We start from the raw sequence: 22344 nt of genomic DNA, 5'->3' as shown, positions 1-22344 counted from the left end.
GCACAAGCTATACATCCGCCATGACCCTGCGCAGCCTGTTCATCGACTTCAACAGCTACTTCGCCTCGGTGGAGCAGCACGAGCGGCCGGAGCTGCGCGGCCGGCCGGTGGGCGTGGCGCCGGTGGCGGCGGAAACCACCAGCCTGATCGCCGCCAGCTACGAGGCCAAGGCGCACGGCGTTTCCACCGGCACCATGGTGCGCGAAGCGAGGCGGCTGTGCCCCGGCATCGCCATCGTCGCCGCACGGCCACAGCTGTACGTGGAATGGCACGTCAGGCTGAAGGAAGCCATCGACCACGCCATCCCCATCGCCCACGTCGGCTCCATCGACGAGATGGCCTGCGAACTGGTGGGCCGCCAGCGCCAGCGCGCGGAAGCCGAGCGCATCGCGCGGCAGGTGAAGGAAGAGATCGCCAAGGTCGCACCCGGTGGCGCGATCCGCTGCTCCGTCGGCATCGCGCCCAACGACTTCCTCGCCAAGACCGCCACCGACATGCGGAAGCCCGACGGCCTGGTGGTGATCGAACAGGCCGACCTGCCGCACGCGCTGCACGGACTGGAGCTGCGCGACCTGTGCGGCATCGGCGCCTCGATGGAAGCGCGCCTGCATGCCGAAGGCATCACCACCGTGGCGCAACTCACCGCCGCCTCGAAACTGGTGCTGCGCCGTGCCTGGGGCGGCATCGAAGGCGAACGCATGTGGGGCCTGCTGCGCGGCGCGTGGCTGCCCGCCGCCGCGACCACGCGTGGCTCGCTGGGCCACTCGCACGTGCTCGGCCCCGAACTGCGTACGCCCGAAGGCGCGCTGGCGGTGCTGAAGAAGCTGCTGGTGAAGGCCGCCATGCGCCTGCGCCGCGAGCAGCTGCTGGCCGGCGCGATGACGGTGGCCATCCGCTTCGTCGGCTACGAGCAGCGCTGGGAAAGCAGCATCAACTTCGACCCCACCGACGACAGCCGCAACCTGCTGCACCTGCTCACCGCGATGCTGGACGCCGGCAGCGTGCGCAACCGCCCGCTGCCCGGCCCCGCGCGTGCCGTGCCGTTGTCGGCAAGCGTCACCCTGACGCGCCTCGCCGAGCGCACGCAGACCAGCGGCTCGCTGTTCGCACCCAGCGGCGACACGCACAGGATCGATGCCGTGGTGGATCGCATCAACGCGAAATACGGCCTCAACAAGGTCTACTTCGGCGGCATGCAGGCCGCGCTGGAGCACGACGCCGCACCGATGCGCATCCCGTTCAACCGCATCCCCGATGGCGACAGCGAACAGGAAGCCGAACACAACGCGCTATGGCTGCAATCGCTCAACCGGTTCAAGGCGATGGCTGAAGGGGAGCATCGGCGGCGGGAAAAAGAGCAAAGCGGTGCGCGCGCGTGGAAACCATCTAGTCGCGACTAGCCTCGCCATTTTTTCCTTTGGCGATGGCCCCATCAGTCTTCTTCCTCAACAGGAAGGAAACCATCAGCAGCTTCTTCTACGCTGGCTGGAACGCAAGCTTCAGCCCCAGCGCTCGAGCCACCTTCAAGACCGTGGCGAAGCTGGGATTGCCTTCGCCGGACAAGGCCTTGTACAGGCCTTCGCGCGTCATGCCGGTATCGCGGGCAAGCTGGCTCATGTTGCGGGCGCGGGCCACCACGCCCAACGCATGCGCGATGAAAGCCGGATCATCGCCGCCATCCTCCATGCAGGCATCCAGATACAGGGCAATATCTTCCTCGGTGCGCAGGTGCTCGGCGCTGTCCCATTTGCGAAACGTTGCGGTAGTCATCTTTCACCCTCTCCACTGTTTGGCGATGGCCTTGGCATCGGCAATGTCCGCCGCTTGCGTGCGCTTGTCGCCGCCGCAGAGCAGCACCACCAGCACCATGCCACGTTGCAGGAAGTACACCCGGTAGCCGGGGCCGTGCTCGATACGCAGCTCACTGACGCCTTCGCCCACCGGCTTCACGTCACCCGGATTACCCACGGCAAGCCGGTCCCTGAATCCGTCGCTTTGCGTGAGCATCGCGCAAGCCCGCGAACCAAGCATCGAACACGTTGCTCGTGATGATTTCGACCATGTGTGAACTGTGGATCACACAATGATGGCTGTCAAGTGCAGTTCACAGCTCTAACCGGGAACTCACTTCCAGACTGACACTCAATCAGCCTCCCGCCTTCCCCGCCGCAACTCCACCGCCTCCGCCCAGCGCGCCGCCACACGCGGCGTGGTGATGCACACCGCCACATCGGTGAGCGTGGTCACCGCGCGCTCCAGCAACTGGATGTCGGCCTCGTGCTGGCGCGCCACGTGCGGGTCCTCGAAGAAGATCGCGCGGTGGCAGCGGCGTTCCAGCACCAGGTCGGCGATCTGCGCGTCGCCGCCCAGCGGGCCGCTCTGGTAGCGGTCCACCCACGGCCTGCCCTGCGGCCAGCCGCGGCTCCAGGCCAGTTCGTTGAGGCGCTGGCCGGTGGTGCCGGTGGACACGCGGCGGGCGAAGCGCGACAGCACGTCGAAGTGGCGGGCGGCGTAGTCCAGCATCGCTGGCTTCATCGCGTCGTGGGCGATCAGGGCCAGCGTCTGCGACTCCAGCGCGTACAGGTCGTCCGCGCCGGGATCGGGCGCCAGCCCGGCGTGCATGCGCTCCAGCTCGATCCAGTCGCGGGCCGAGGCCACCGTGGAGAGGAAGGGCTTGGCGTGGATCACGCACTGGCGCTTGAGCGCCACCGCCTCGGGGAACACCGAGGATGGGTCGACCGGGTCGATGAAATAGATCGCGCCGTCCAGCGTGCGCGCATCGCCGTCCATGCCCACCACTTCGGCCACCAGCTTCATCAGGCCGCCGGCGCGGCCGTAGGGGTAGCGGCGCAGGGTCGCGTAGTTCGCCAGCAGGCCGGCGCGCATGATGGCGTCGTGGGTGCGGCCCACCGCGTGCAGTTCGATGCCGAGTTCGCGGATGCCCTGCTCGCAGGCGGACAGCCAGCGGAACAGCGCCGCATCGTCGTGGCTGTGGTGCAACTGGTTGGCGGCTAGGCCGAGGCGCATGGGGTGATCCTCTCGCAGGTTTCGACCAGGACAACGCGAAAAGCATACCCGTCATGCGCTCGCCTTCGGGGCAGGAAGGGATCCGCCATGCCAGGCCTGGATTCCCCGCAGGAGCGCACCCTGTGCGCGATGGCTCTGGCGCCTGATCGAAGCCAAAAGCATTCACGCACAGGGTGCGCTCCTACGGGATGGCGTCAGGCCGCCACCGCTTCCGCCTGCGTGGCCAGCATCCGTGCGATCGAAGCCGCCGCTTCGCGGCCGTCGTGCACCGCGCGCACCACCAGGTCGGCGCCGCGCACGCCGTCGCCGCCGGCGAAGATGCGCGGATGACTGGTCTGCTGCGGCAGCGCGCCGTCGGCGCCGGTGACGATGCGGCCGGAGTGCGCCAGTTTCACGCCATGCGACACCAGCCAGTCCGGCGGGCTGGGCAGGAAGCCGAAGGCCTGGATCACCACGTCGGCGCGCAGCTCGCTCTCGCTGCCTTCGACGTTGCGCGGGCGCGGGCGGCCGTGGCCGTCGGCGACCAGCTCGGTGCGCACCACGCGCACGGCACGCGTGCGGCCATGTTCGTCGCCGAGAATTTCCAGCGGCTGTCGATGGAACAGGAACTCCACGCCTTCCTCGCGGCTGTAGCCCACTTCGCGCGCGGAGCCGGGCATGCTGGCTTCGTCGCGGCGGTACACGCAGGTGACGCTGGCCGCACCGAGGCGGATCGCGGTGCGGTTGCAGTCCATGCCGGTGTCGCCGCCGCCCAGCACCACCACGTGCTTGCCGCGCAGGTCGAACGCCGGCGCGGGCGGCTCGTCGCGCAGCAGGCGCTCGGTGTTGGCGATCAGGAACGGCAGCGCGTCGTGCACGCCATGCAGCTCGCGGCCCGGCAGCTTGCCGTCCACGTAGGTGTAGGCGCCGGTGCCCACGAACACCGCGTCGTAGTCGTCCAGCAGCTGGCCGAACTCGATGTCGCGACCCACTTCGCGGCCGAGCAGGAAACGCACGCCCAGCTGTTCGAGGAAGGCGCGGCGCGTGCGCACCACGGCCTTGTCCAGCTTGAACGGCGGGATGCCGAAGGTGAGCAGGCCGCCGATTTCCTGCTGGCGATCGTAGACATCGGCGGCGATGCCCGCGTGGCGCAAACGATCCGCGCAGGCCAGGCCCGCCGGGCCTGCGCCGACGATGGCGACGCGCCTGCCGGTTTCCTTCACGGCGGAAAGATCCGGCCGCCAGCCCTGGCGCAGGGCCTCGTCGGTGACCCAGCGCTCCACGCTGCCGATGGTCACCGCGCCGAACGCGGTCTGCTCCAGTGTGCAGGCGCCTTCGCACAGGCGGTCCTGCGGGCAGACACGGCCGCAGATTTCCGGCAGGGGATTCGTTTCGTACATCAGCGTCGCCGCTTCGACGATGCGCCCCTGCTCCACCAGCTTCAGCCAGTTCGGGATGTAGTTGTGCACCGGACAGGCATGCTCGCAATACGGATTGCCGCAATCCAGGCAACGCCCCGACTGCGCGCCCGCATTCGCCTCGCCGAAATCGCCGGCGATCTCGCCGTAGCCCAGCACGCGGATCGACACCGGCACCGTGCGCGGCGTCTGTCGCGGCAGGTCGAGGAACTGGAACAGCTTGTGCTCGCTCATGCCGCGCTCCTCAACTCTTCCGCCAGCACGGCCAGGCTCGCCGCCTTCGGCTTCACCAGCCAGAACTTGTATTGCAGGCCGCGGAAATCGCGCAGCACCTGCCGGCCCCAGTCACTGTTGGTGTATTCCACGTGGCGCGTCACCAGTTTGCGCAGGTGTTGCATGTAGTGCTCCATGCCCTCGGGCGAGATGCGCAGGATGTCCACCAGCTCGTGGTTGTAGCAGTCGACGAAATCGCGCTCGAGGTCGAGCACGTAGGCGAAGCCGCCGGTCATGCCCGCGCCGAAGTTGAGGCCGACCTTGCCGAGTACCGCCACCGCGCCGCCGGTCATGTATTCACAGCAGTGGTCGCCCGCACCTTCCACCACTGCCACCGCGCCGGAATTGCGCACCGCGAAGCGTTCGCCCGCACGGCCCGCGGCGAACAGTTCGCCGCCCGTCGCGCCGTAGAGGCAGGTGTTGCCGATGATGGAGGCATCCTGCGTGGCGAACGGCGAATCCGCGGGCGGGCGCACCACGATGCGGCCGCCGGCCATGCCCTTGCCCACGCCGTCGTTGGCCTCGCCGGTGAGTTCGATGTGCACGCCGCCGGCGTTCCACGCGCCCAGGCTCTGGCCCGCCGCGCCCTCGAGCTGCAGCACGATGGGCGTGTCATCCATGCCATGGTCGCCGTGCCTGCGCGCGATGGCGCCGGAGAGGCGCGCGCCGACCGCGCGATCGGTGTTGACGATGGCATAGCTGAAGCGGCCACCTTCGCCCAGTTCCACCAGCGGCGCGGTGTCGGCCGCGATGCGCACGGCCAGCGCGGCGGGATCACGCATCGGGTTGCGCGCCATCGCGCAGGCGCTGTCGCTGGCGGCGCCGAGGCTCGCGCCGTCGAGCAACGGCGCGAGGTCCAGCGCGTGGCGCACCGGCGTGGCGTCATCGCGCTGCGCCAGCAGTTCGCTGCGGCCGACCAGTTCGGCCAGCGAACGCACGCCCAGCCGCGCCAGGTGTTCGCGCACGTCGTTGGCGATGAACCGGAAGTAGTTCATCACCATTTCCGGCAGGCCGGTGAAATGGTCCTTGCGCAGCACCGGATGCTGGGTGGCCACGCCGGTGGCGCAGTTGTTGAGGTGGCAGATGCGCAGGTACTTGCAACCCAGCGCCACCATCGGGCCGGTGCCGAAGCCGAAGCTCTCCGCCCCCAGCAGCGCGGCCTTGACCACGTCGAGGCCGGTCTTCAGGCCGCCGTCGGTCTGCAGGCGCACGCGGCCGCGCAGCTCGCTGCGACGCAGGGTCTGCTGCGTCTCGGCGAGGCCAAGCTCCCAGGGCGTGCCGGCGTACTTGATCGAAGTGAGCGGGCTGGCGCCGGTGCCGCCGTCGTGGCCGCTGACGGTGATCAGGTCGGCGCCCGCCTTCACCACGCCCGCTGCCACCGTGCCCACGCCGGCGTGCGAGACCAGCTTCACCGAGACCAAGGCTTCGGGATTCACTTCCTTGAGGTCGTGGATCAGCTCGGCGAGATCCTCGATGGAATAGATGTCGTGGTGCGGCGGCGGCGAGATCAGGCCGATGCCGGGCTTGGCGTAGCGCAGCCGCGCGATGGTGGCGTCCACCTTGTGGCCGGGCAGCTGGCCGCCCTCGCCGGGCTTGGCGCCCTGCGCGATCTTGATCTGCAGCACCTCGGCATTGACCAGGTACTGCGGCGTGACGCCGAAGCGGCCGGAAGCGACCTGCTTGATCTTCGACATCCTCTCGGTGCCGTAGCGCGCGGGATCCTCGCCGCCTTCGCCGGAATTGCTGCGCGCGCCGAGGCGGTTCATCGCGGTGGCCAGCGCCTCGTGCGCCTCGGGCGACAGCGCGCCCAGCGACATGCCGGCGGAATCGAAGCGGCGCAGGATCGCCTCCACCGGCTCCACCTCGTCCAGCGGCACCGGCGCGCCCAGCGGCCGCACCGCGAGCAGGTCGCGCAGCGCCGACGCCGGGCGACGGTCGACGTGGTCGGCATAGGCGCGGTAGTCGGCGGTATCGCCCGAGCGCACCGCCAGCTGCAGCGAGGCGATCACCTCGGGGTTGTACATGTGGTACTCGCCGCCGTGCATGTACTTGTAGATGCCACCGGCGCGCAGGGGCTGCGCGGCGTTCCACGCCTCGGCGGCGAGCAGCTGCTGCTCGCGTTCCAGCTCCGCGAAGCCGGCGCCGCCGATGCGCGACGGCGTGCCGGGGAAGCACAGCGCCACCACTTCCGGCGCGAGGCCCACGATCTCGAACAGCTGCGCGGCGCGGTAGCCGGCGATGGTGGAGATGCCCATCTTCGACAGGATCTTCAGCAGGCCCTTGCGGATCCCGCGGCGGTAGCTGCGGCCGATCTCCAGCCGGTCACCGTCGATGTGCCCCTCGCGCCCCAGCTCGAACAGGCTCTGGTAGGCCAGCCACGGATAGATCGCGCTGGCGCCGAAGCCGAGCAGGCAGGCGAACTGGTGCGCGTCGCGTGGCGTGGCGGTTTCCACGATGAGGTTGCATTGACAGCGCAGGCCCTGCTCGACCAGGTGCGCGTGCACCGCGCCGGTGGCAAGCAGGGAATGCACCGGCAGCTTGTCGCGCTCGGGGTAGCGGTCGCTGAGGAACACCAACGCATTGCCTTCGCGCACCGACTTCGCCACGTCCTCGCACAGCTGGCGCAGCGCCGCTTCGAGGTTGGTCGCCGCGGGGTCGTACATCAGGTCGAAGCGCGGCGTATCCGTGTACTGCGGCAGTGCCAGCAGCTGTCGCAATTTCCGCTGGGAAAGAATCGGCGAGTTGATCAGGATCTGCTTCGCGTTCTCCGGCTTCAGTTCGAACACGTTGCCTTCCGGCCCGACCTGGGTGACCAGCGACATCACCAGCTTCTCGCGCAGCGGGTCGATCGGCGGGTTGGTGACCTGGGCGAAGGCCTGGCGGAAGCGGTCGAACAGCGGGCGCACCTGCCGCGACAGCGCGGCGACCGGCGTGTCGTCGCCCATCGAGCCGGTGGCCTCGGCTTCGAGTTCGGCGATCACCTTCAACACCGTCTCGCGCTCCTCGCGCGAGAGGCCATAGAGCTTCTGGTAACAGCGCAACTGATCGGGCGGCAGCGGCTCGGCGGCCAGCGATGGATCGATCAGGTCGGATTCCAGGTAACTCACGCCGGCGCGCAGCCAGTCGCGGTACGGCGCACGCTGGCGATTGATCTCGTCGATGTCGGCGTCGCGCAGCAGGCGGTGTTCGCGGAAATCCACCGCGACCATCTCACCCGGCGCGAGGCGGCCCTTGGCGACCACGCGCGCCGACGGCATGTCCCACAGCCCCGCCTCGGAGGCGATGATGAAGTGGTTGTCGTCCGACAGCGCCCAGCGCGCGGGGCGCAGGCCGTTGCGGTCCAGCGTGCAGGCAGCGTAGCGGCCGTCGCACATCACCAGGCCGGCGGGGCCGTCCCACGGCTCGCTGTGCAGCGCGTAGTACTCGTAGAAGGCCGCGAGATCCTCGTCGATGTTCTCGCGCGCGGCGAACGCCGGCGGCACCAGCACGCGCATCGCGGCGAGCAGGTCGATGCCGCCGGCGAGCAGCACTTCCAGTGCGTTGTCCAGGCTTTCCGAATCCGAACCCTGTTGCCGCACCAGCGGGCCGAGGTCGCCCAGTTCCACGCGCGGCGAACGCCAGATCGCCTCGCGCGCCTGCATCCAGCGGCGGTTCGCGCGGATGGTGTTGATCTCGCCGTTGTGCGCCAGCAGACGGAACGGCTGCGCCAGCCGCCACTGTGGCGTGGTGTTGGTGGAGAAGCGCTGGTGGAACACCACCGCGTCGGCAACCAGCGCGGGATGCGCGAGGTCGGCGAACACTTCGCGCAGCCGGCCGGGCGCCGCCATCGCCTTGTAGCCGATCAGTCCCGCCGACAGCGTCACCACGTAGAACGCCGGATCGTCCGCCAGCGCCGTCTCGGCGCGGCGGCGTGCGCGGAACAGCGCCAGCTCGAACGCCTCGTCGTCCACGCCCGCGCCGACCTCGACGAACACCTGCCGCACGCGCGGACGCGCCGCCGCCGCCAGCGGGCCGCAGGCATCCTCGTTCACCGGCACGTCGCGCCAGCCCGCCACACGTACGCCTTCTTCGGCAAGATGCTTCTCCAGCAGCTTCGCCGCCGCGTCACCGGCCGGATCGAGGAACACCAGGCCCGCCGCGAAGCGCTCGCCGACGGCGATGCCCGACTCTTCCGCCAGTGCGCGCAGCCAGGCCTGCGGACGGCGGATCAGCACGCCGCAGCCGTCGCCGCTCACCCCGTCCGCATTCACCGCGCCGCGATGCGAGAGCTTCGCCAGCGCCGCGAACGCGGTATCGACCACCCACGCGCTGGCGCGGCCGTCGATCTGCGCCACCAGGCCGAAACCGCAGCTGTCGTGCTCGAACGCTGCGTCGTACAGGCTTGTTCCACCGGACTGCTTCATCTTGCTCACTCGCTGGACGGCAGGGCACGGAAGCCCAGCGGCGCCAAGGCGCCGTGCTGGATTTCGTGGATTACGGTTCGACTACACCACACTTGCTGCGTCGCGTCAAAGACTTCTATACGTCCAAATGAAATTTGCCGGCCGCAGGCTCTGGAGCAACGCAGGCATCGAGCGGAACCCGGTTCGGAAGGGCTGTTTCACCTTCGACGGCGAGGCGGGGCCGGGGACTTGTGGGCGGGCCTTCGCCCCGGGGTTTCCGGCTCGCCTGCAAGGGCTTCTGGAACCCGCAGGGAACCGGGTCGTTCCGGCCGCCTGCCGGCGCCCGAGTCACTTCTCATCCCTGCCGGCCCACGCCATCGCGGCGGGCAATGGCGAACAACGGAGCCGGCCCGAAGGCAAAGGGCAGTGCCGACCCAGGATTCGATCGGGGGACGCCCGGAGGGAAGGATCGCCCGGGAAGGTCGACGGGCGCCGCGTCGGATGCCTTTACTGCCAGCCGCTTTCTCCTGTGCGCGCAGAAGCGCAACAGCCCGGTCATCGCACCGGAAGATGGGTGAAACCGTTTTGTCGCCGACAGGAATCCACTCTCTCGTGCAAAGGACTAAGAGAAACCTAAGAAGCCCCTAAGAGAACGCTAAGAGAAGCAAATTGCGCCGCGGAACCGCATTTTTTCGCGCAAATCGCATCTTCCTTTTGCAGCACAAATGTCACGCGCAAGGGCGAGCATCCGCGCCGCTGTACCACGCCCTCTTCCCTTCCGGTGCCCACCCATGACCCAGTCCATGCCCGTCCTGCGCGCGGTACTCGCGCTTGCCATCGCCGCTGCCCTCGCCTCGCCGGTTCGTGCCGATGACACGAACACCCCGTCCGCCGCACCGACCGCCGATGCGAGCGCCGCCGGGGCCACGGAAAGCAACCCCAAGACGCTGGCCAAGGTGCAGGTGAACGCCAGCACCGTCAACGCGACCACGACGGCGCCGACGCAGGGCTCCCTGGTGGCGGTCGAGCCGCAATCGATCATCGGCAGCCTGTACCTGCAGGAAAACATCGCGCCCACCGGCGACTACACCGACGCCATCGCGATCTCGCCCAGCACCTACACCATCGCGCCGAACGGCTCGGGCCTGATGGAAACCTCGGTGGCCAGCATCCGCGGCTTCCAGGATGGCCAATACAACGTCACCTTCGACGGCATCCCGTGGGGCGACTCGAACGACTTCACCCACCACTCCACCTCGTACTTCACCAACCAGGACACCAGCAGCGTCACCGTGGACCGCGGCCCGGGTACCGCCAGCACGCTGGGCGACGCCACCTTCGGCGGCACGGTGACGGTGGAGTCGATCGATCCGAAGGACGAATTCAACCTCCACCCCTACCTCAGCTACGGCAGCTGGGCGACCGCGGTGGAAGGCGCGCGCATCGACACCGGCAAGCTCGACGACAGCGGCACCGCCGCCGTGATCAACGTGCAGAACAGCGACTCGGATGGCCGCCTCACCTACTCCGGCCAGCGCCGCCAGAACATCTTCGCCAAGCTGGTGCAGCCGCTGGGCGACAACACCACGCTGACCTTCGGCGGCATGTGGAACAAGATCAACCAGCACGTGCCGTGGGGCGCCAGCAAGGCGCAGATCGCCGAATACGGCCCGAACTACGGCCTGAACAACGACCCGAACAGCCAGTCGTACTACCAGTACAGCACCGACAAGATCACCACGTACATGGCCTACGCCGGCGTGCACTCCGAGTTCGACGGCTGGACCATCGACAACAAGGCCTATACCTACGCCTACAACCACTTCGGCTTCAACGGCCTGGACATCAACGGCGAAACGCCGAACGGCACGTTCTGCGACAAGAATGGCAACAACTGCCAGGATCCGGACGACGTTCCCGGCCAGCACATGCGCAACTGGTACCGCTCGTTCGGCGACATCCTCCGCGTGAGCAAGGAACTGGGCCCGGGCGAGATCCGCACCGGCGCGTGGTTCGACCACCAGGACAACCTGCGCTGGGAATACGAGTTCGACGACACGCTGGACGTGCCCGCGATCAATACCACCGGCGCGCCGACCAAGGGCAGCGCCAGCCCGGTCGACCGCGTGATGACCGACTCGCTGACCACCTTCCAGCCGTTCCTCGAATACCAGTGGAACATCACCGACAACGCCTGGCTGGTGGGCGGCCTGAAGTACGACGACTTCAAGCGCAACCTCGACGCCGAGTACAACCAGAAGACCGGCACGCCGCTGGACTACTCGACGAAATGGAACGCCACGCTGCCCTCGCTGGCCTTCCACTACTCGTTCACCTCGGACTGGACGGCCTACGCGCAGTGGGCCAAGGGCTTCCTGGCGCCCAACCTCAACCTGCTCTACGTGGCCGACCCGGCCGTCTCCGACAGCGGCCTGCAGCCGGAGAAGACCACCAACTGGCAGCTGGGCACCACCTGGAACAGCGACGACCTGACGCTGTCCGGCGATGTCTACAAGATCGACTTCAACAATTTCATCCAGAAGCAGAAGATCGGCAGCCTCACCTACTTCTACAACGGCGGCGGCGTGCACTACACCGGCCTCGAACTGGAAGGCACCTACATGGTCGGTGGCGGCTTCAGCATCTACGCCAACGGCTCGCTCAACCGCGCGATCCAGACCGAGAGCAACACCTGGAACCCGAACACGCCGCACAAGACCGCCGCACTGGGCCTGATCTACCGCAACGGTCCGATGTACGCGTCGCTGATGGACAAGTTCGTCGGCAAGACCTACTACACCGCCAACACCAACGACGACACGCCGATCGGCGGCTATGCGGTGACCAACTTCTCCGCCAGCTACCGCTTCGACCTGCAGCGGACGGACGTGAAGGACATCAAGGTCGCCTTCCAGATCAACAACCTGTTCAACAACACGCACATCAACGCGCTGGCCGGCACCACCGTGGCCGATGGCACGCCGTTGTTCTGGACCATCCCTGGGCGCAACTACAACATCACCTTCTCGGCGGACCTGTTCTGATGAAGCGCACGTTGCTGCTGCTGTCGCTGCTGCTGGCCGGCCAGGGCGCCCTGGCCGCCGACGGCAACACCGTGCCGACACCCGTCGCACTGGTGGACCTGCTGCCGCCGCCACCGGCGGCAGGTTCGACCGGGGCGCGGCACGACCTGGATGTGGTGCTGGCCACGCAACACGCCCGGACCGCCGCCGAATCGGCGGCGGCCAAGGCGGACGCGGAGCGGTCCGTGTTCCGCCTCGTGGATGTGCTGGGATCGGACCTGCAGGCCAGCCGGCTGCCAAGGACCGCCGCCTTCTTCAAGCGGGTGGCCGCGCTGGACAAGGCCGAGGTGAAGCAGGCCAAGGATTACTGGCAGCACCCGCGTCCGGCGGTGGTGTCCGCGCAGGTGCAACCGCTCGCGGCGGAGAAGCCCGGCGACTGGAGTTACCCCAGCGGGCATGCCACGTTCGGCTATACCTCGGCGGTGCTGCTGGCCAACATGCTGCCGGAGAAGCGCGCCGCGATCTTCGCGCGCGCGGATCTCTATGCCGAGCACCGCATCGTGATGGGCGCGCATTTCCCCAGCGACGTGGAGGCCGGCCGGCTCGCCGGCACGGTGCTCGGCGGGCGCTTGCTGGACGATCCCTCGTGGCGGGCCGATTACGCGGCGGCACGCGCGGAACTGCGCCAGGCGCTCGCGTTGCCGGGCCAGCCGCCCCTGTGAACGGCACCGGGGCGGCCGGCTCGCCCCGGTTCGCCGGCTCGGCGATAATCGGTCGATGCCCAGCCTCGTCCGCGTCCCCGTCCTGCCTGTCGCCGCGCTTGCCGCCGCGCTCGCCATCGCCCCCCTCCATGCGCAGGACAAGAGCCAGGCCGAGCAGGCCGCGGCGAAGCAGAAGCTGAGCAACGTGCACCAGGAGGTGCAGGCGCTGGGCAAGCAGCAGGCCGCCACCGCCGCGCACCGCGACGAGCTGAACGCGGAACTGGCGAAGCAGACCACCGCGCTGGCCGCCGCCGCCCGCGCCCTGCGCCAGGCCGACGCCGAGATCGCCGCCAGGCAGCAGCAGCTCGGGCAACTGCGGCAGCAGCGGGCCGACCTGCAGCAGAAGCTCGCCAGCCAGCGCGCCGCCATCGCCGACCTGCTGCGCGCCAGCTACGCGCTGGGCCACGGCTCGGACCTGCGCCTGCTGCTGGACAACGACGACATGGACCGCATCGCGCGCGCACTGGTCTACTCGAAGTACTTCCAGCAGGACCGCCTGCAGAAGGTGCAGCAGCTGATGGCCGGCCTCGCCCAGCTGCAGGCGCTGGAGCAGCAGATCACCGCCGAACAGCAGGCGCTGCAGGCGCAGCGCGACCAGCGCGAGACGCAAAGCAGGCAGCTGGCGCAGCAGCGCGCCGCGCAGCAGAAGCTGGCCGCCGAAGCCGACGCCACCTACCAGGACCAGTCGCAACGGCTGGCCGCGCTGAAGCAGGACGAGCAATCGCTGAACTCGCTGGTCGCCCGCCTGCAGCAGCAGATCGACGAGGCGATGCGCGAGGCCGCCGCCCGCGCCGCCGCCCAGCAGGCGGCCGCCCGCAAGCATGGCGGCAAGGCACCGCCGCCACTGGAAGTGGGCAGCGCCGGCGCCGACATCCGCGGCAACCTGCCCTGGCCGGCCTCCGGTGAGGTGCACAGCTACGGCAACGGCGTGCTGATCCGCGCGCCCGGCGGCAGCGAGGTGCGTGCGGTGGCGAACGGCCGCGTGGTCTACGCCGGCTTCCTGCGCGGCTACGGCATGCTGCTGATCCTCAACCACGGCAACGGCTGGATGAGCATGTACGGCAACAACGAAACCCTGCTGCACGCCGTGGGCGACGCGGTGAAGGCCGGCGAGGCCGTGGGCACCGCCAGCGCCCCAACCGGCATCAATACCGGCGCGTACTTCGAACTGCGCCACGGCATCCAGCCGGTCGATCCGCGCAGCTGGCTGAAGTCACACTGATCGCCCGGCCCGCCGGCGTTGACGCGCAACGCCTTGTCGTCGCAGGCTGGTAGTGTCGGAGCCTGCCGGTTGCACAGCGGTTCCACCCCCTTCCCCGGAGTCGTTCCATGCGGTTTCCCACCTACAGCCTGTGCGCCCTGCTGCTGGCGGCGCCGTTCCTGCATGCGCAGGACGCGCCTGCACCCGCCACGAGCGCGCCCGAACCGCCCGTCGACCTGCCGCCCACCCACGTGCGTGCGGACGCGCCCGCCCAGGCCGCCGACAACCAGCCCAGCCTCGACGACATCCGCCGCTTCAGCCGCGTCTACGACATCGTGCGCCAGGCCTACGTGGAGCCGGTGAGCAACAAGGACCTGATGAACGACGCGATCACCGGCATGCTCGCCGGCCTCGATCCGCACAGCGAATACCTCGACAAGAACGGCCTGGCCCAGCTCGACGAGGACACCACCGGCCAGTACAGCGGCCTCGGCATCCAGGTGGAGGAACAGGACGGCAGCCTGCTGATCGTCACGCCGATCGACGACACGCCCGCCTCGCGCGCCGGCATCCGGCCCGGCGACGTCATCGTGAAGATCGACGGCACGCTGATCGACGGGCAGAACGTGGACGACATGTTCGACAAGCTGCGCGGCAAGCCCGGCAGCAAGATCACCCTGACCATCGTGCACAAGGACAGCGACAAGCCGGTGGACATGCACCTGGTGCGCGAGAACATCAACGTCACCAGCGTCAAGGTGCGCCAGCTCGAGCCCGGCTACGACTACATCCGCATCACCCAGTTCCAGAGCGACACCGCGCCCGACCTCGAGCACAAGCTGGGCGAGCTGATCGCCAAGGGCGGCGCACCCCGCGGCGCCGTGCTCGACCTGCGCAACAACCCCGGCGGCCTGCTCACCGCCGCGGTGGGCGTCAGTGACGATTTCCTCGACTCCGGCACCATCGTCACCACGCGCGGACGCCTGCCCGACTCCAACATGAGCTTCAGCGCGCACCACGGCGACCTGCTCAACGGCGCGCCGCTGGTGGTGCTGGTGAACCACGGCACCGCCTCCGCCGCCGAGATCGTCTCCGGCGCGCTCAAGGACAACCACCGCGCGTTGCTGATGGGCCAGCGCACCTTCGGCAAGGGCGTGGTGCAGACCGTGCTGCCGCTGGACGCCGACCACGCGGTGAAGATCACCACCGCGCGCTACTACACGCCCAACGGCACCTCGATCCAGGCCGAAGGCATCAAGCCCGACATCCCGCTGGCCGACCTCAGCGTGCAGAAGGCCGACACCGCGCCGGAGCTGATCAGCTCGGAGGCCGACCTGCCCAACCATCTCGCCAACGAAAGCGCCAAGCCCGGCGGCAACATCGACAACGACGGTAGCGCCGCCGAGGCCAAGCTCGCCACCAGCGACTACGCGCTGGCGCAGGCGCTCAACGTGCTGAAAGGCATGGCGCTGGGACGCGGCGCGCCGGTGGCGAAGTAAGGAGCGCACCCTGTGCGCGAATGCTCCGATGTTCGATCAGAGCGGAAAGCATTCGCGCACAGGGCGCGCTCCTACAGCCGTCCGCCCTGGTCCGCTTCCAGCAATTCCGCCGGCAGCGGCAGCATGTCCAGCCCGCGCGCGAACAGCATCGCCTGGAAGCTTTCGCCCATGCGCTCGGGCAGGGTGAGCCGCTTCACTTCCTGCGCCAGGCGATAGCGCGCCGCCTCATCGGCGGCTTGCCCGTGCGCCGTCTCGAAAGCTTCCTGCAGCCCGCTGGCGACCAGGAACTGCGCCTGCGGCAGGTAGGCGGCCACGCCGAAGCCGGCGCTGTTGCCGGCCTCGGCCAGCGCGGTGAAATCCACCGAGGCGGTGAGGTCGTTCAAGCCGGGCAGCCACAACGGATCGCCGTGCGCGTGGTGGCGGTAATGCGCCATCAGGGTGCCATCGCGGCGCCCGGGCTGGTAGAACTCGCCGCGCACGTAGCCGTAGTCGACGAACAGCATCACGCCGGCTTCCAGCGAACCGGCCACGGCCTGCAGCCAGTACGGCAGTTGCGGCAGGATCTCGCTGCGGTAGCCGTCGGCGAACTCCTCGCCGAGGTCGCGCTCGACGTGGCGCACCGCGCCGGCCACCAGCGCATCGGCCGGGCGGTCCACCCGCATCAGCCGGCCTTCGCCGTCCAGCGCCACGTATTCCTCGTAGACCTCGCCGCCCTTCATCGCGATGCGCGTGGTGGGCAGCGCGTCGATCACCTCGTTGGCGAACAGCACACCGCGCCAGCCGTGCTCGGGCGGGCCATCCAGCCAGCGCACGCGCGCGTTGAGCTCGGCCGGCAGCGCGGCGGCGAGGCGTTCGCGCTGGCGTTCGCGCAGATCGGCGCTGGGCTCCAGGATCAGGTAGCGATGCGGCAGGCTGCCGGCCTCGGCGAAGGCCTTGAGCGCCGCCTCGGCGAACGCGCCGCTGCCGCCGCCGAGCTCGAGGAAGGTCGCCTGGTCGCCCGGCGTGTCCAGCACCGGCGCCACCACGTTCACCACGCAGCGTGCGAACAGTCCGCCCAGCTCCGGCGCGGTGACGAAATCGCCCGCCTCGCCGAACTTGGTCTTGCCCGCGCTGTAGTAGCCCAGCCCCGGCGCATACAGGCAGCGCTCCATGAACTGCGAGAACGGCATCGGCCCGTGTGCGGCGATCTGCTCGCGCAGGTGCTGCAGCAGGCGGTCGGAATGCGCGCGCTCGTCGGCGCCGGGTTCGGGGAGTCGGGGGGCCATGGGCATGCCGGCAGTGAAAGCGCGGCAAGCATAGCGGATGCGACGAGCGTCGCATGCCACGCCGCATACGCGTAGCGCACCCTGTACGCGATGGCTCTTGGCTTCGATCAGGCACCAAAGCCATCGCGCACAGGGTGCGCCTACCGCGACCGCATTTCGATCAGAAGTCCTTCTGCAGGCTGAGGTACAAGCCGCGGCGCGGGCCGTACTGCGGCGCGCCCACGCCCACGCCGGTACCGTCGCGCAGCTCGTAGGTGCGGTCCAGCGCGTTGATCAGCGCGAGCTGGGTGTGCAGCTTGCCGACGGTGTCGAAGTCGAAATCGTGCGAGACGTTGAGGTTGAGCTGGAAATAGGCCGGCATGCTGGCGCCGTTCGGCACCGCGCCGTCGCGGCGCAGGCCGGTGCCGAACAGGTAGTCGAGGCCGAGTTTGGTGTTGCCGTCCAGCGCGTAGCTGAGGCCGCCGGAGGAAGTGTATTTCTGGTCGTGGTCGAGGTAGATGTAGTTGTTGGCGATATAGGCCAGGTCGACCGGGCTGAAGTTGTACTGGCTGGTGATCACGTCCTTGCCCATCGCCTTGCTCCAGGCGAAGTTGAAGTAGCCCGTCCACGGGCCGTCGCTGTAGTTGGCGGTGAACTCCGTGCCGGCCACGCGGCCGAGGCGGTAGTTGAAGGTGGAATAGACCAGCGCGGTGCCGAACTGGCCTTCGTCCTGCAGGCGGTCCACCTGGCGGTAATAGCTGTCCAGGCCCAGCGTCCAGTGGCTGCCGATGTCCTGCGAGATGCCGGCGTCGAAGTAGTTGGAGCGCTCCGCCAGTGGCTCGTTGTCGCCGTAGTTCTTCACCGCATTGGTGGTGCCGGCGAAGGCCGTGATGTTCGCGGCGGTGATCATCTCGGTCGCCGGCGGCGTGAAGTAGCGCGAGTAGCCGGCATGCACGGTGGTGTTCTCGCCGGCCTGCCAGACCACGCCGACGCGCGGGCTGAGCTGGCTCTGGGTGGCTCCGAAGGCTTTGTACTCGTCGCCGCGCAGGCCGTAGTTCACCGTCCAGTTCCCGCCGATGCTCCATTCGTCCTGCACGTAGGCGGACCAGGTCCTGGCGACGATCCGGTCGCTGGTGAAGATGCCGAACGGCGTGGTGCTGGCCTGGTTGTCGTCGGCGTCGGCGGGGAACACCAGCGAGTCGGTGTTGGTGCCGGCGCGGTCGTAGCTGCCGTACACGCCGTAGCGCAGGGTGTGGCTGTCGTCGAGCGGCGTGGAGAAATCCGCCTGCAGCGTGCTGGCGCGATCGGTCTGGTCGATGGCACCGGCCACGCCGTTGAACATCAGGTCGCCGATGTCGTCGGGCAGGTATTGCAGGCCGCTGTAGCGCTGGCCCAGCGAGACCTGGTAGTCGGTGCCGCCCAGCTTGCCCTGCAGCGAGAGCACGCCGAAGCGGGTCTGCTCGTCCTGCTGCTCGTTCAGGTTGGCGGAATCGAAGTTGGTGACGTCGAGGTAGCCGAACTGCGGGGTCTGGTCGGGATTGTCAGGGATCTGGAAGCGGTTGTTGGCGAAGCCGAACATGAAGCTCAGCCGCGTGTCGTTGTCGATCAGGTAGGTGATGTCGCCGAAGCCCTTGACCTGGTTGGTGTGGTCGTGGATCGGCGTGCGGCTGGCGGTGGGATTCTCGATGCCGACGTCGTTCTGCAGGTAGTTGGCGGTGAAGTAGGCGCTCCAGTTGCCGCTGTTGCCCCACAGCGAAACGTTCGGATTGAAGGTGCCGAACGAACCGCCGGTGACGCCGATGCTGCCGCCGTTGCCGAGGTCGGCGCCGCTCCTGGTGGTGATGTCCACCACGGCGGCGGTGCGCAGGCCGTATTCCGCGGGCAGCGCGCCGTCGAGCAGGCTCACGCTCTGGATCGCGCGCGCGTCCAGCGTCTGGCCGAAGCCGGAGATGGATTCCGGGATGATCACGCCGTTGATGCGGTACTGCAGGTTCGCGTGGTCGCCGCGCACGTGCAGGCCGCCGTAGGAATCCTGCACCACGCCCGGCGCCTGCAGCACCACCTGGTTCAGTGGCGTGGAAGCGCCCAGCGGCAGCGCCTGGATGTCCTTCGCGTCGATCACGTACTGGCTGGAGCCGGTGTCGGGCGACAACGCATTGCGTGCCTGGTCCAACGCGGCCGAGACACTGATGCCGTTGAGATCCTGCACTTTCGGCGCACGCTTGTTGCGCGTGGCCTGCTGGCTGTCGTCGCCATCCGTCGTCCCGTTGCCGGTCGCCGCACCGGTCGTGACAGGCGCGGGAACGGGCGTGACGTCATCGGCACGCGCATGGACGGAGGCCACGCACAATGCGGTGACGAGGCTCAGGGCAAGTGGAGAAAGCTTCATGGGTCGGGATTCCGATTCCGGGGAGACGGCGATCCGGCACATCGGCCGGGTCATGAACTGTAATGTTATAACATTACCTACACCGGACCCACCAGGCGCGGGCCACAAGTCATGTGTCATGCGCTCGTTTCGCTTTCCGGCCATTGATCCGGGCTTCATGCCGCCGCCCTAGACTGGCCACTCCGCATCGCACGGAGTTGCGCCATGAGCCAGAACGGCAAGGCCGACGGCAGCCGCCAGGTTCCCGCCGTGATCAGTGGGCAGGAGGAGGCGAACCGCGTCACCCAGGCGATCCTCGACTTCATCAGCCGTATCCCCGCCAGCAAGGTGGAGGGCGCCGACGATCCGCAGGCGAAGGCGCGCCAGATCGCCAGCCGCGCCGCCCAGCGCGCCGCGCTCACCTCCGGCACGCTGGCGCTGCCACCGGGGCCGCTGGGCTGGCTCACCGTGCTGCCGGAGCTGATGGCGATCTGGAAGATCCAGGCGCAGATGGTCAGCGACATCGCCGCCGCCTACGGCCGCCATGCCGAACTGGGCCGCGAGCAAATGCTGTACTGCCTGTTCCGCCATACCGCGGCGCAGGCCTTCCGCGACCTGGTGGTGCGCATGGGCGACCGCCTGCTGTTCCGCCGCATGTCGTTCGCCGTGGTGGAACGCATCGCCAAGCAGCTCGGCGTGAAATTCAGCCAGCGCGCCGTGGGCGAAGGCCTGTCGCGCTGGCTGCCGGTGATCGGCGCACTGGGCGTGGGCGCCTATGCCTACTACGACACCGGGCAAGTGGCCGCCACCACCATCGAACTGTTCAGCCACGGCATCGAGCACGAAGGCGGCGACGCAATGGATGACGCGCCCGCAGCGCGCCCGGCCTCGCGCGTGCGCAAGCTGGCCGGTGCGGCGCGCAAGGCGGTCACGCGCAAGCGGCGCCCGCCATCGGACAAGGCGTGAGATGACGCGCTTGCGCCGATCCGGCAAGCTCTCGCCATCACGAACTGCGCAGGAACCACCGCATGCCGCCCCGCCATGAACGCCCCGTCGCCCTGGTCACCGGTGCCGGCAAGCGCGTGGGCGCGGTGATCGCGCGCACCCTGCACGCCGCCGGCCACGACCTCGCCCTGCACTGTCGCCGTTCGGTGGCGGAAACCATGGCACTGGCGGCCGAACTCGAGCACGCCCGCGCCGGCAGCACCCTCGTGCTGCAAGCCGAACTGGGCGACCCGCAGGCGCCGGACAGGCTGGTGGACGGCACGCTCGCCCGCTTCGGCCGGCTCGACGCCCTGGTCAACAACGCCTCGGCGTTCTTCCCCACCCCGGTCGGCGCGACCGGCATCGCGCAATGGAACGAGCTGTTCGCCTCGAACGCGCAGGCGCCGTTCTTCCTCGCGCAAGCCGCCACGCCGGCGTTGCGCGCGGCGCGCGGCGCCATCGTCAACCTGGTGGACATCTATGCCGAGCGCGCGCTGGCGGACCATCCGGTCTACTGCATGGCCAAGGCCGCGCTGGCGGCGATGACGCGCGCGCTGGCGCTGGACCTCGCCCCCGCCATCCGCGTCAACGGCGTGGCGCCCGGCGCCGTGCTGTGGCCCAGCGACGGCAAGCCCTACGACGACCAGCAGGCGATGCTCGCCCGTACGCCCCTGCAGCGCGCCGGCTCGCCGCAGGACGTGGCCGGCGCCGTGCTGTGGCTGCTGCGCGACGCGCCCTACGTGACCGGCCAGATCATCCGCGTGGACGGCGGGCGCACGCTTACGGTGTGAGCGGCTCCAGCCGCAGCGGCTCGCTCTCCTGCGGAAACGCCGCCCACAGCTCGGCCAGCGTCCGCCCGCTCACCGGATGGCGCGCTTGCGGCGCGATGTCGGCCAGCGGCTTCAGCACGAAGGCGTGCCGGAGTTCCTTGCGCGGCACCTGCAGGTGGCCGGCGCCATCGATCACGCGCTCGCCGTACAGCACGATGTCCACGTCCAGCGTGCGGTCGGAATAGCGCGGCACGTCGCGGCGACGGCCGTGGCGGTCTTCCAGCGCATGCAGCCAGTCGTTGAGTGCCTCGGGCTCGAGCTCGGTGTCCAGCGCCACGGCGAGGTTCACGAAATCCGCGCCGTCGAAACCCACCGACTTGCTGCGGTAGGCCGGCGACACGGCGATGGCACCGAAGCGCGCGCGCAGCTCGTCCAATGCCGCGTTGAGGTAGCGCCGCGGTTCGAGGTTGGAACCGAGGCTGAGGTAGACGCGCTCCATGCTCAATCCGGCCGCGTGCCGCGCTCGATGCGCACGCCCACCGCCTTGGCGCCGCGCACCGCGCCGGGCTTGGAGAGTTTCAGCCGCACCCAGGCCACGCCGAACTCCTCGCGGATGATCGCGGCGCAGCGCTCGGCCAGCGTTTCCACCAGGCCGAAACTCGATGCGCCCACGTAGTCGATCAGCCGCTTGGACACGTCCTTGTAGTTCAGCGTGTGCGCGATGTCGTCGCTGGCAGCGGGTACGCGGTTGTCGAACGCCATCTCGATGTCGAACGCCAGGGTCTGGCGCACGCGGCGCTCCCAGTCGTAGATGCCGATCACGGCGTCGATGCGCAGGTCTTCGATGAAAACGATGTCCATGGCGAGGCGTGGCGGAAACCTTGGGCCGTACACGATCCGCGACCGCGCCCGCGGATGCAAGTCGCACCGGCCGCGGGCAATCGTGATACACCACATCCACCGCAACCGGAGCACACCGATGAGCACGACTCCCGCCGTCACCGCCACCATCGCCGGCACGCCTTACGCCGTACGCCTGACCGACGACCGCGGCCATGCCTGGGCGGGCGACGAACCGCCCACCCTGCACGGCGGCGACACCGGCCCCGACCCGCACCGGCTGCTGCTGTCCAGCCTGGGTGCCTGCACCACGATCACGCTGAAAATGTACGCCGAGCGCAAGGGCTGGCCGCTGGAAGGCGTCGAGGTGGCGCTGGACTTCAATCCCGACGGCGCGCCGCCGCCCGGCAGCAACCGGATCGGCCGCCGCATCGCCCTGCGCGGCGAGCTGAGCGGGGAACAGCGCGAACGCCTGCTGCAGATCGCCAACGCCTGCCCGATCCACAAGGTGCTGAGCGGCGAGATCCACATCGATTCCGCACTGGAATAGGGGCTTGCGGCGACGGCATGCGATC

At 68.8% G+C, this 22344-nt stretch carries 16 protein-coding genes and 1 pseudogene; 8 read left to right on the top strand and 9 right to left on the bottom strand.

The window, feature by feature from the left end; genetic code table 11:
* Positions 1–20 precede the first annotated feature (20 nt).
* Positions 21–1400 carry a DNA polymerase gene (locus IHE47_RS07910; RefSeq protein ID WP_192105349.1) on the top strand — a complete coding sequence of 460 codons (1380 nt, stop codon included), beginning with the start codon at positions 21–23 and terminating at the stop codon, positions 1398–1400.
* Positions 1401–1476: 76 nt separating this feature from the next.
* Here IHE47_RS07910 and IHE47_RS07905 read toward each other — a convergent pair whose 3' ends face one another.
* The 5 genes and pseudogenes from IHE47_RS07905 to gltB form a co-directional block, all read right to left on the bottom strand.
* Positions 1477–1770: an addiction module antidote protein gene (locus IHE47_RS07905; protein ID WP_192105348.1), complete on the bottom strand. Its 294-nt coding sequence runs from the start codon at positions 1768–1770 to the stop codon at positions 1477–1479.
* Between the two features lie 3 nt (positions 1771–1773).
* A pseudogene (locus tag IHE47_RS07900) lies at positions 1774–2062 on the bottom strand (type II toxin-antitoxin system RelE/ParE family toxin).
* Positions 2063–2142: 80 nt separating this feature from the next.
* A complete protein-coding gene (locus IHE47_RS07895) occupies positions 2143–3027 on the bottom strand; it encodes a methylglyoxal synthase (RefSeq protein WP_192105347.1) in 885 nt (294 codons plus the stop codon).
* 194 nt (positions 3028–3221) lie between these two features.
* Positions 3222–4658 carry an FAD-dependent oxidoreductase gene (locus tag IHE47_RS07890; protein ID WP_192105346.1) on the bottom strand — a complete coding sequence of 479 codons (1437 nt, stop codon included), beginning with the start codon at positions 4656–4658 and terminating at the stop codon, positions 3222–3224.
* Positions 4655–9100 carry a glutamate synthase large subunit gene (gltB, locus tag IHE47_RS07885; protein ID WP_192105345.1) on the bottom strand — a complete coding sequence of 1482 codons (4446 nt, stop codon included), beginning with the start codon at positions 9098–9100 and terminating at the stop codon, positions 4655–4657. Before gltB ends, IHE47_RS07890 begins: the two co-directional genes overlap by 4 nt.
* A 770-nt stretch (positions 9101–9870) precedes the next feature.
* On the opposite strand from gltB, the gene IHE47_RS07880 reads away from it, so the two are divergent.
* The 4 genes from IHE47_RS07880 (at position 9871) to IHE47_RS07865 (ending at position 15563) form a co-directional block, all read left to right on the top strand.
* A complete protein-coding gene (locus tag IHE47_RS07880; protein WP_192105344.1) occupies positions 9871–12123 on the top strand; it encodes a TonB-dependent receptor in 2253 nt (750 codons plus the stop codon).
* Positions 12123–12824: a phosphatase PAP2 family protein gene (locus IHE47_RS07875; RefSeq protein ID WP_192105343.1), complete on the top strand. Its 702-nt coding sequence runs from the start codon at positions 12123–12125 to the stop codon at positions 12822–12824. Before IHE47_RS07880 ends, IHE47_RS07875 begins: the two co-directional genes overlap by 1 nt.
* A gap of 55 nt (positions 12825–12879) precedes the next feature.
* Entirely contained in the window at positions 12880–14085 is a 1206-nt protein-coding gene (locus IHE47_RS07870) for a peptidoglycan DD-metalloendopeptidase family protein (protein ID WP_192105342.1), read from the top strand.
* Between the two features lie 107 nt (positions 14086–14192).
* On the top strand, positions 14193–15563 hold the full coding sequence (locus IHE47_RS07865) for a S41 family peptidase (RefSeq protein WP_192105341.1): 1371 nt from the start codon (positions 14193–14195) through the stop codon (positions 15561–15563).
* 71 nt (positions 15564–15634) lie between these two features.
* Here IHE47_RS07865 and IHE47_RS07860 read toward each other — a convergent pair whose 3' ends face one another.
* On the bottom strand, positions 15635–16828 hold the full coding sequence (locus tag IHE47_RS07860; protein ID WP_192105340.1) for an SAM-dependent methyltransferase: 1194 nt from the start codon (positions 16826–16828) through the stop codon (positions 15635–15637).
* A gap of 160 nt (positions 16829–16988) precedes the next feature.
* Complete coding sequence (locus IHE47_RS07855) at positions 16989–19196, bottom strand: TonB-dependent receptor (RefSeq protein ID WP_192105339.1); 2208 nt, start codon at positions 19194–19196, stop codon at positions 16989–16991.
* A 204-nt stretch (positions 19197–19400) separates the two neighbouring features.
* Between IHE47_RS07855 and IHE47_RS07850 the strand changes: the two genes are divergently transcribed.
* Together IHE47_RS07850 and IHE47_RS07845 are read left to right on the top strand one after the other, a co-directional pair.
* Positions 19401–20141, top strand: coding sequence for a hypothetical protein (locus tag IHE47_RS07850; RefSeq protein WP_192105338.1), 741 nt, complete (start codon positions 19401–19403; stop codon positions 20139–20141).
* Between the two features lie 62 nt (positions 20142–20203).
* Positions 20204–20950 (top strand): pteridine reductase, encoded by a 747-nt coding sequence (locus tag IHE47_RS07845; protein ID WP_192105337.1) that lies wholly within the window; start codon positions 20204–20206, stop codon positions 20948–20950.
* On the opposite strand, the gene folK is transcribed toward IHE47_RS07845, so the two are convergent.
* Positions 20940–21428, bottom strand: a complete 489-nt coding sequence (gene folK / locus IHE47_RS07840) for a 2-amino-4-hydroxy-6-hydroxymethyldihydropteridine diphosphokinase (protein ID WP_192105336.1) — start codon at positions 21426–21428, stop codon at positions 20940–20942. The two genes, IHE47_RS07845 and folK, sit on opposite strands and share 11 nt — an antisense overlap.
* A gap of 2 nt (positions 21429–21430) precedes the next feature.
* On the bottom strand, positions 21431–21790 hold the full coding sequence (folB, locus tag IHE47_RS07835; RefSeq protein ID WP_192105335.1) for a dihydroneopterin aldolase: 360 nt from the start codon (positions 21788–21790) through the stop codon (positions 21431–21433).
* A 118-nt stretch (positions 21791–21908) separates the two neighbouring features.
* Here folB and IHE47_RS07830 point away from each other — a divergent pair, with 118 nt between their 5' ends.
* Positions 21909–22319 carry an OsmC family protein gene (locus tag IHE47_RS07830; protein ID WP_192105334.1) on the top strand — a complete coding sequence of 137 codons (411 nt, stop codon included), beginning with the start codon at positions 21909–21911 and terminating at the stop codon, positions 22317–22319.
* Positions 22320–22344: the final 25 nt, after the last annotated feature.

The organism is Rhodanobacter sp. DHB23 (genome assembly GCF_014842975.1).
Lineage (GTDB): Bacteria > Pseudomonadota > Gammaproteobacteria > Xanthomonadales > Rhodanobacteraceae > Rhodanobacter_A.
The sequence above is the reverse complement of the archived record's forward strand: the minus strand, read 5'-3'. Positions and strand labels throughout refer to the sequence as shown.

What these genes read in the sequence shown, in the direction of transcription:
- IHE47_RS07875 (WP_192105343.1), top strand. Translation starts at nt 12,123, where the DNA reads ATGAAGCGCACGTTGCTGCTGCTGTCGCTGCTGCTGGCCGGCCAGGGC.
- IHE47_RS07870 (WP_192105342.1), top strand. Translation starts at nt 12,880, where the DNA reads ATGCCCAGCCTCGTCCGCGTCCCCGTCCTGCCTGTCGCCGCGCTTGCC.
- folK (WP_192105336.1), bottom strand. Translation starts at nt 21,428, where the DNA reads ATGGAGCGCGTCTACCTCAGCCTCGGTTCCAACCTCGAACCGCGGCGC.
- IHE47_RS07895 (WP_192105347.1), bottom strand. Translation starts at nt 3,027, where the DNA reads ATGCGCCTCGGCCTAGCCGCCAACCAGTTGCACCACAGCCACGACGAT.
- IHE47_RS07855 (WP_192105339.1), bottom strand. Translation starts at nt 19,196, where the DNA reads ATGAAGCTTTCTCCACTTGCCCTGAGCCTCGTCACCGCATTGTGCGTG.
- IHE47_RS07910 (WP_192105349.1), top strand. Translation starts at nt 21, where the DNA reads ATGACCCTGCGCAGCCTGTTCATCGACTTCAACAGCTACTTCGCCTCG.
- folB (WP_192105335.1), bottom strand. Translation starts at nt 21,790, where the DNA reads ATGGACATCGTTTTCATCGAAGACCTGCGCATCGACGCCGTGATCGGC.
- IHE47_RS07860 (WP_192105340.1), bottom strand. Translation starts at nt 16,828, where the DNA reads ATGGCCCCCCGACTCCCCGAACCCGGCGCCGACGAGCGCGCGCATTCC.
- gltB (WP_192105345.1), bottom strand. Translation starts at nt 9,100, where the DNA reads ATGAAGCAGTCCGGTGGAACAAGCCTGTACGACGCAGCGTTCGAGCAC.
- IHE47_RS07880 (WP_192105344.1), top strand. Translation starts at nt 9,871, where the DNA reads ATGACCCAGTCCATGCCCGTCCTGCGCGCGGTACTCGCGCTTGCCATC.
- IHE47_RS07865 (WP_192105341.1), top strand. Translation starts at nt 14,193, where the DNA reads ATGCGGTTTCCCACCTACAGCCTGTGCGCCCTGCTGCTGGCGGCGCCG.
- IHE47_RS07890 (WP_192105346.1), bottom strand. Translation starts at nt 4,658, where the DNA reads ATGAGCGAGCACAAGCTGTTCCAGTTCCTCGACCTGCCGCGACAGACG.
- IHE47_RS07850 (WP_192105338.1), top strand. Translation starts at nt 19,401, where the DNA reads ATGAGCCAGAACGGCAAGGCCGACGGCAGCCGCCAGGTTCCCGCCGTG.
- IHE47_RS07905 (WP_192105348.1), bottom strand. Translation starts at nt 1,770, where the DNA reads ATGACTACCGCAACGTTTCGCAAATGGGACAGCGCCGAGCACCTGCGC.
- IHE47_RS07830 (WP_192105334.1), top strand. Translation starts at nt 21,909, where the DNA reads ATGAGCACGACTCCCGCCGTCACCGCCACCATCGCCGGCACGCCTTAC.
- IHE47_RS07845 (WP_192105337.1), top strand. Translation starts at nt 20,204, where the DNA reads ATGCCGCCCCGCCATGAACGCCCCGTCGCCCTGGTCACCGGTGCCGGC.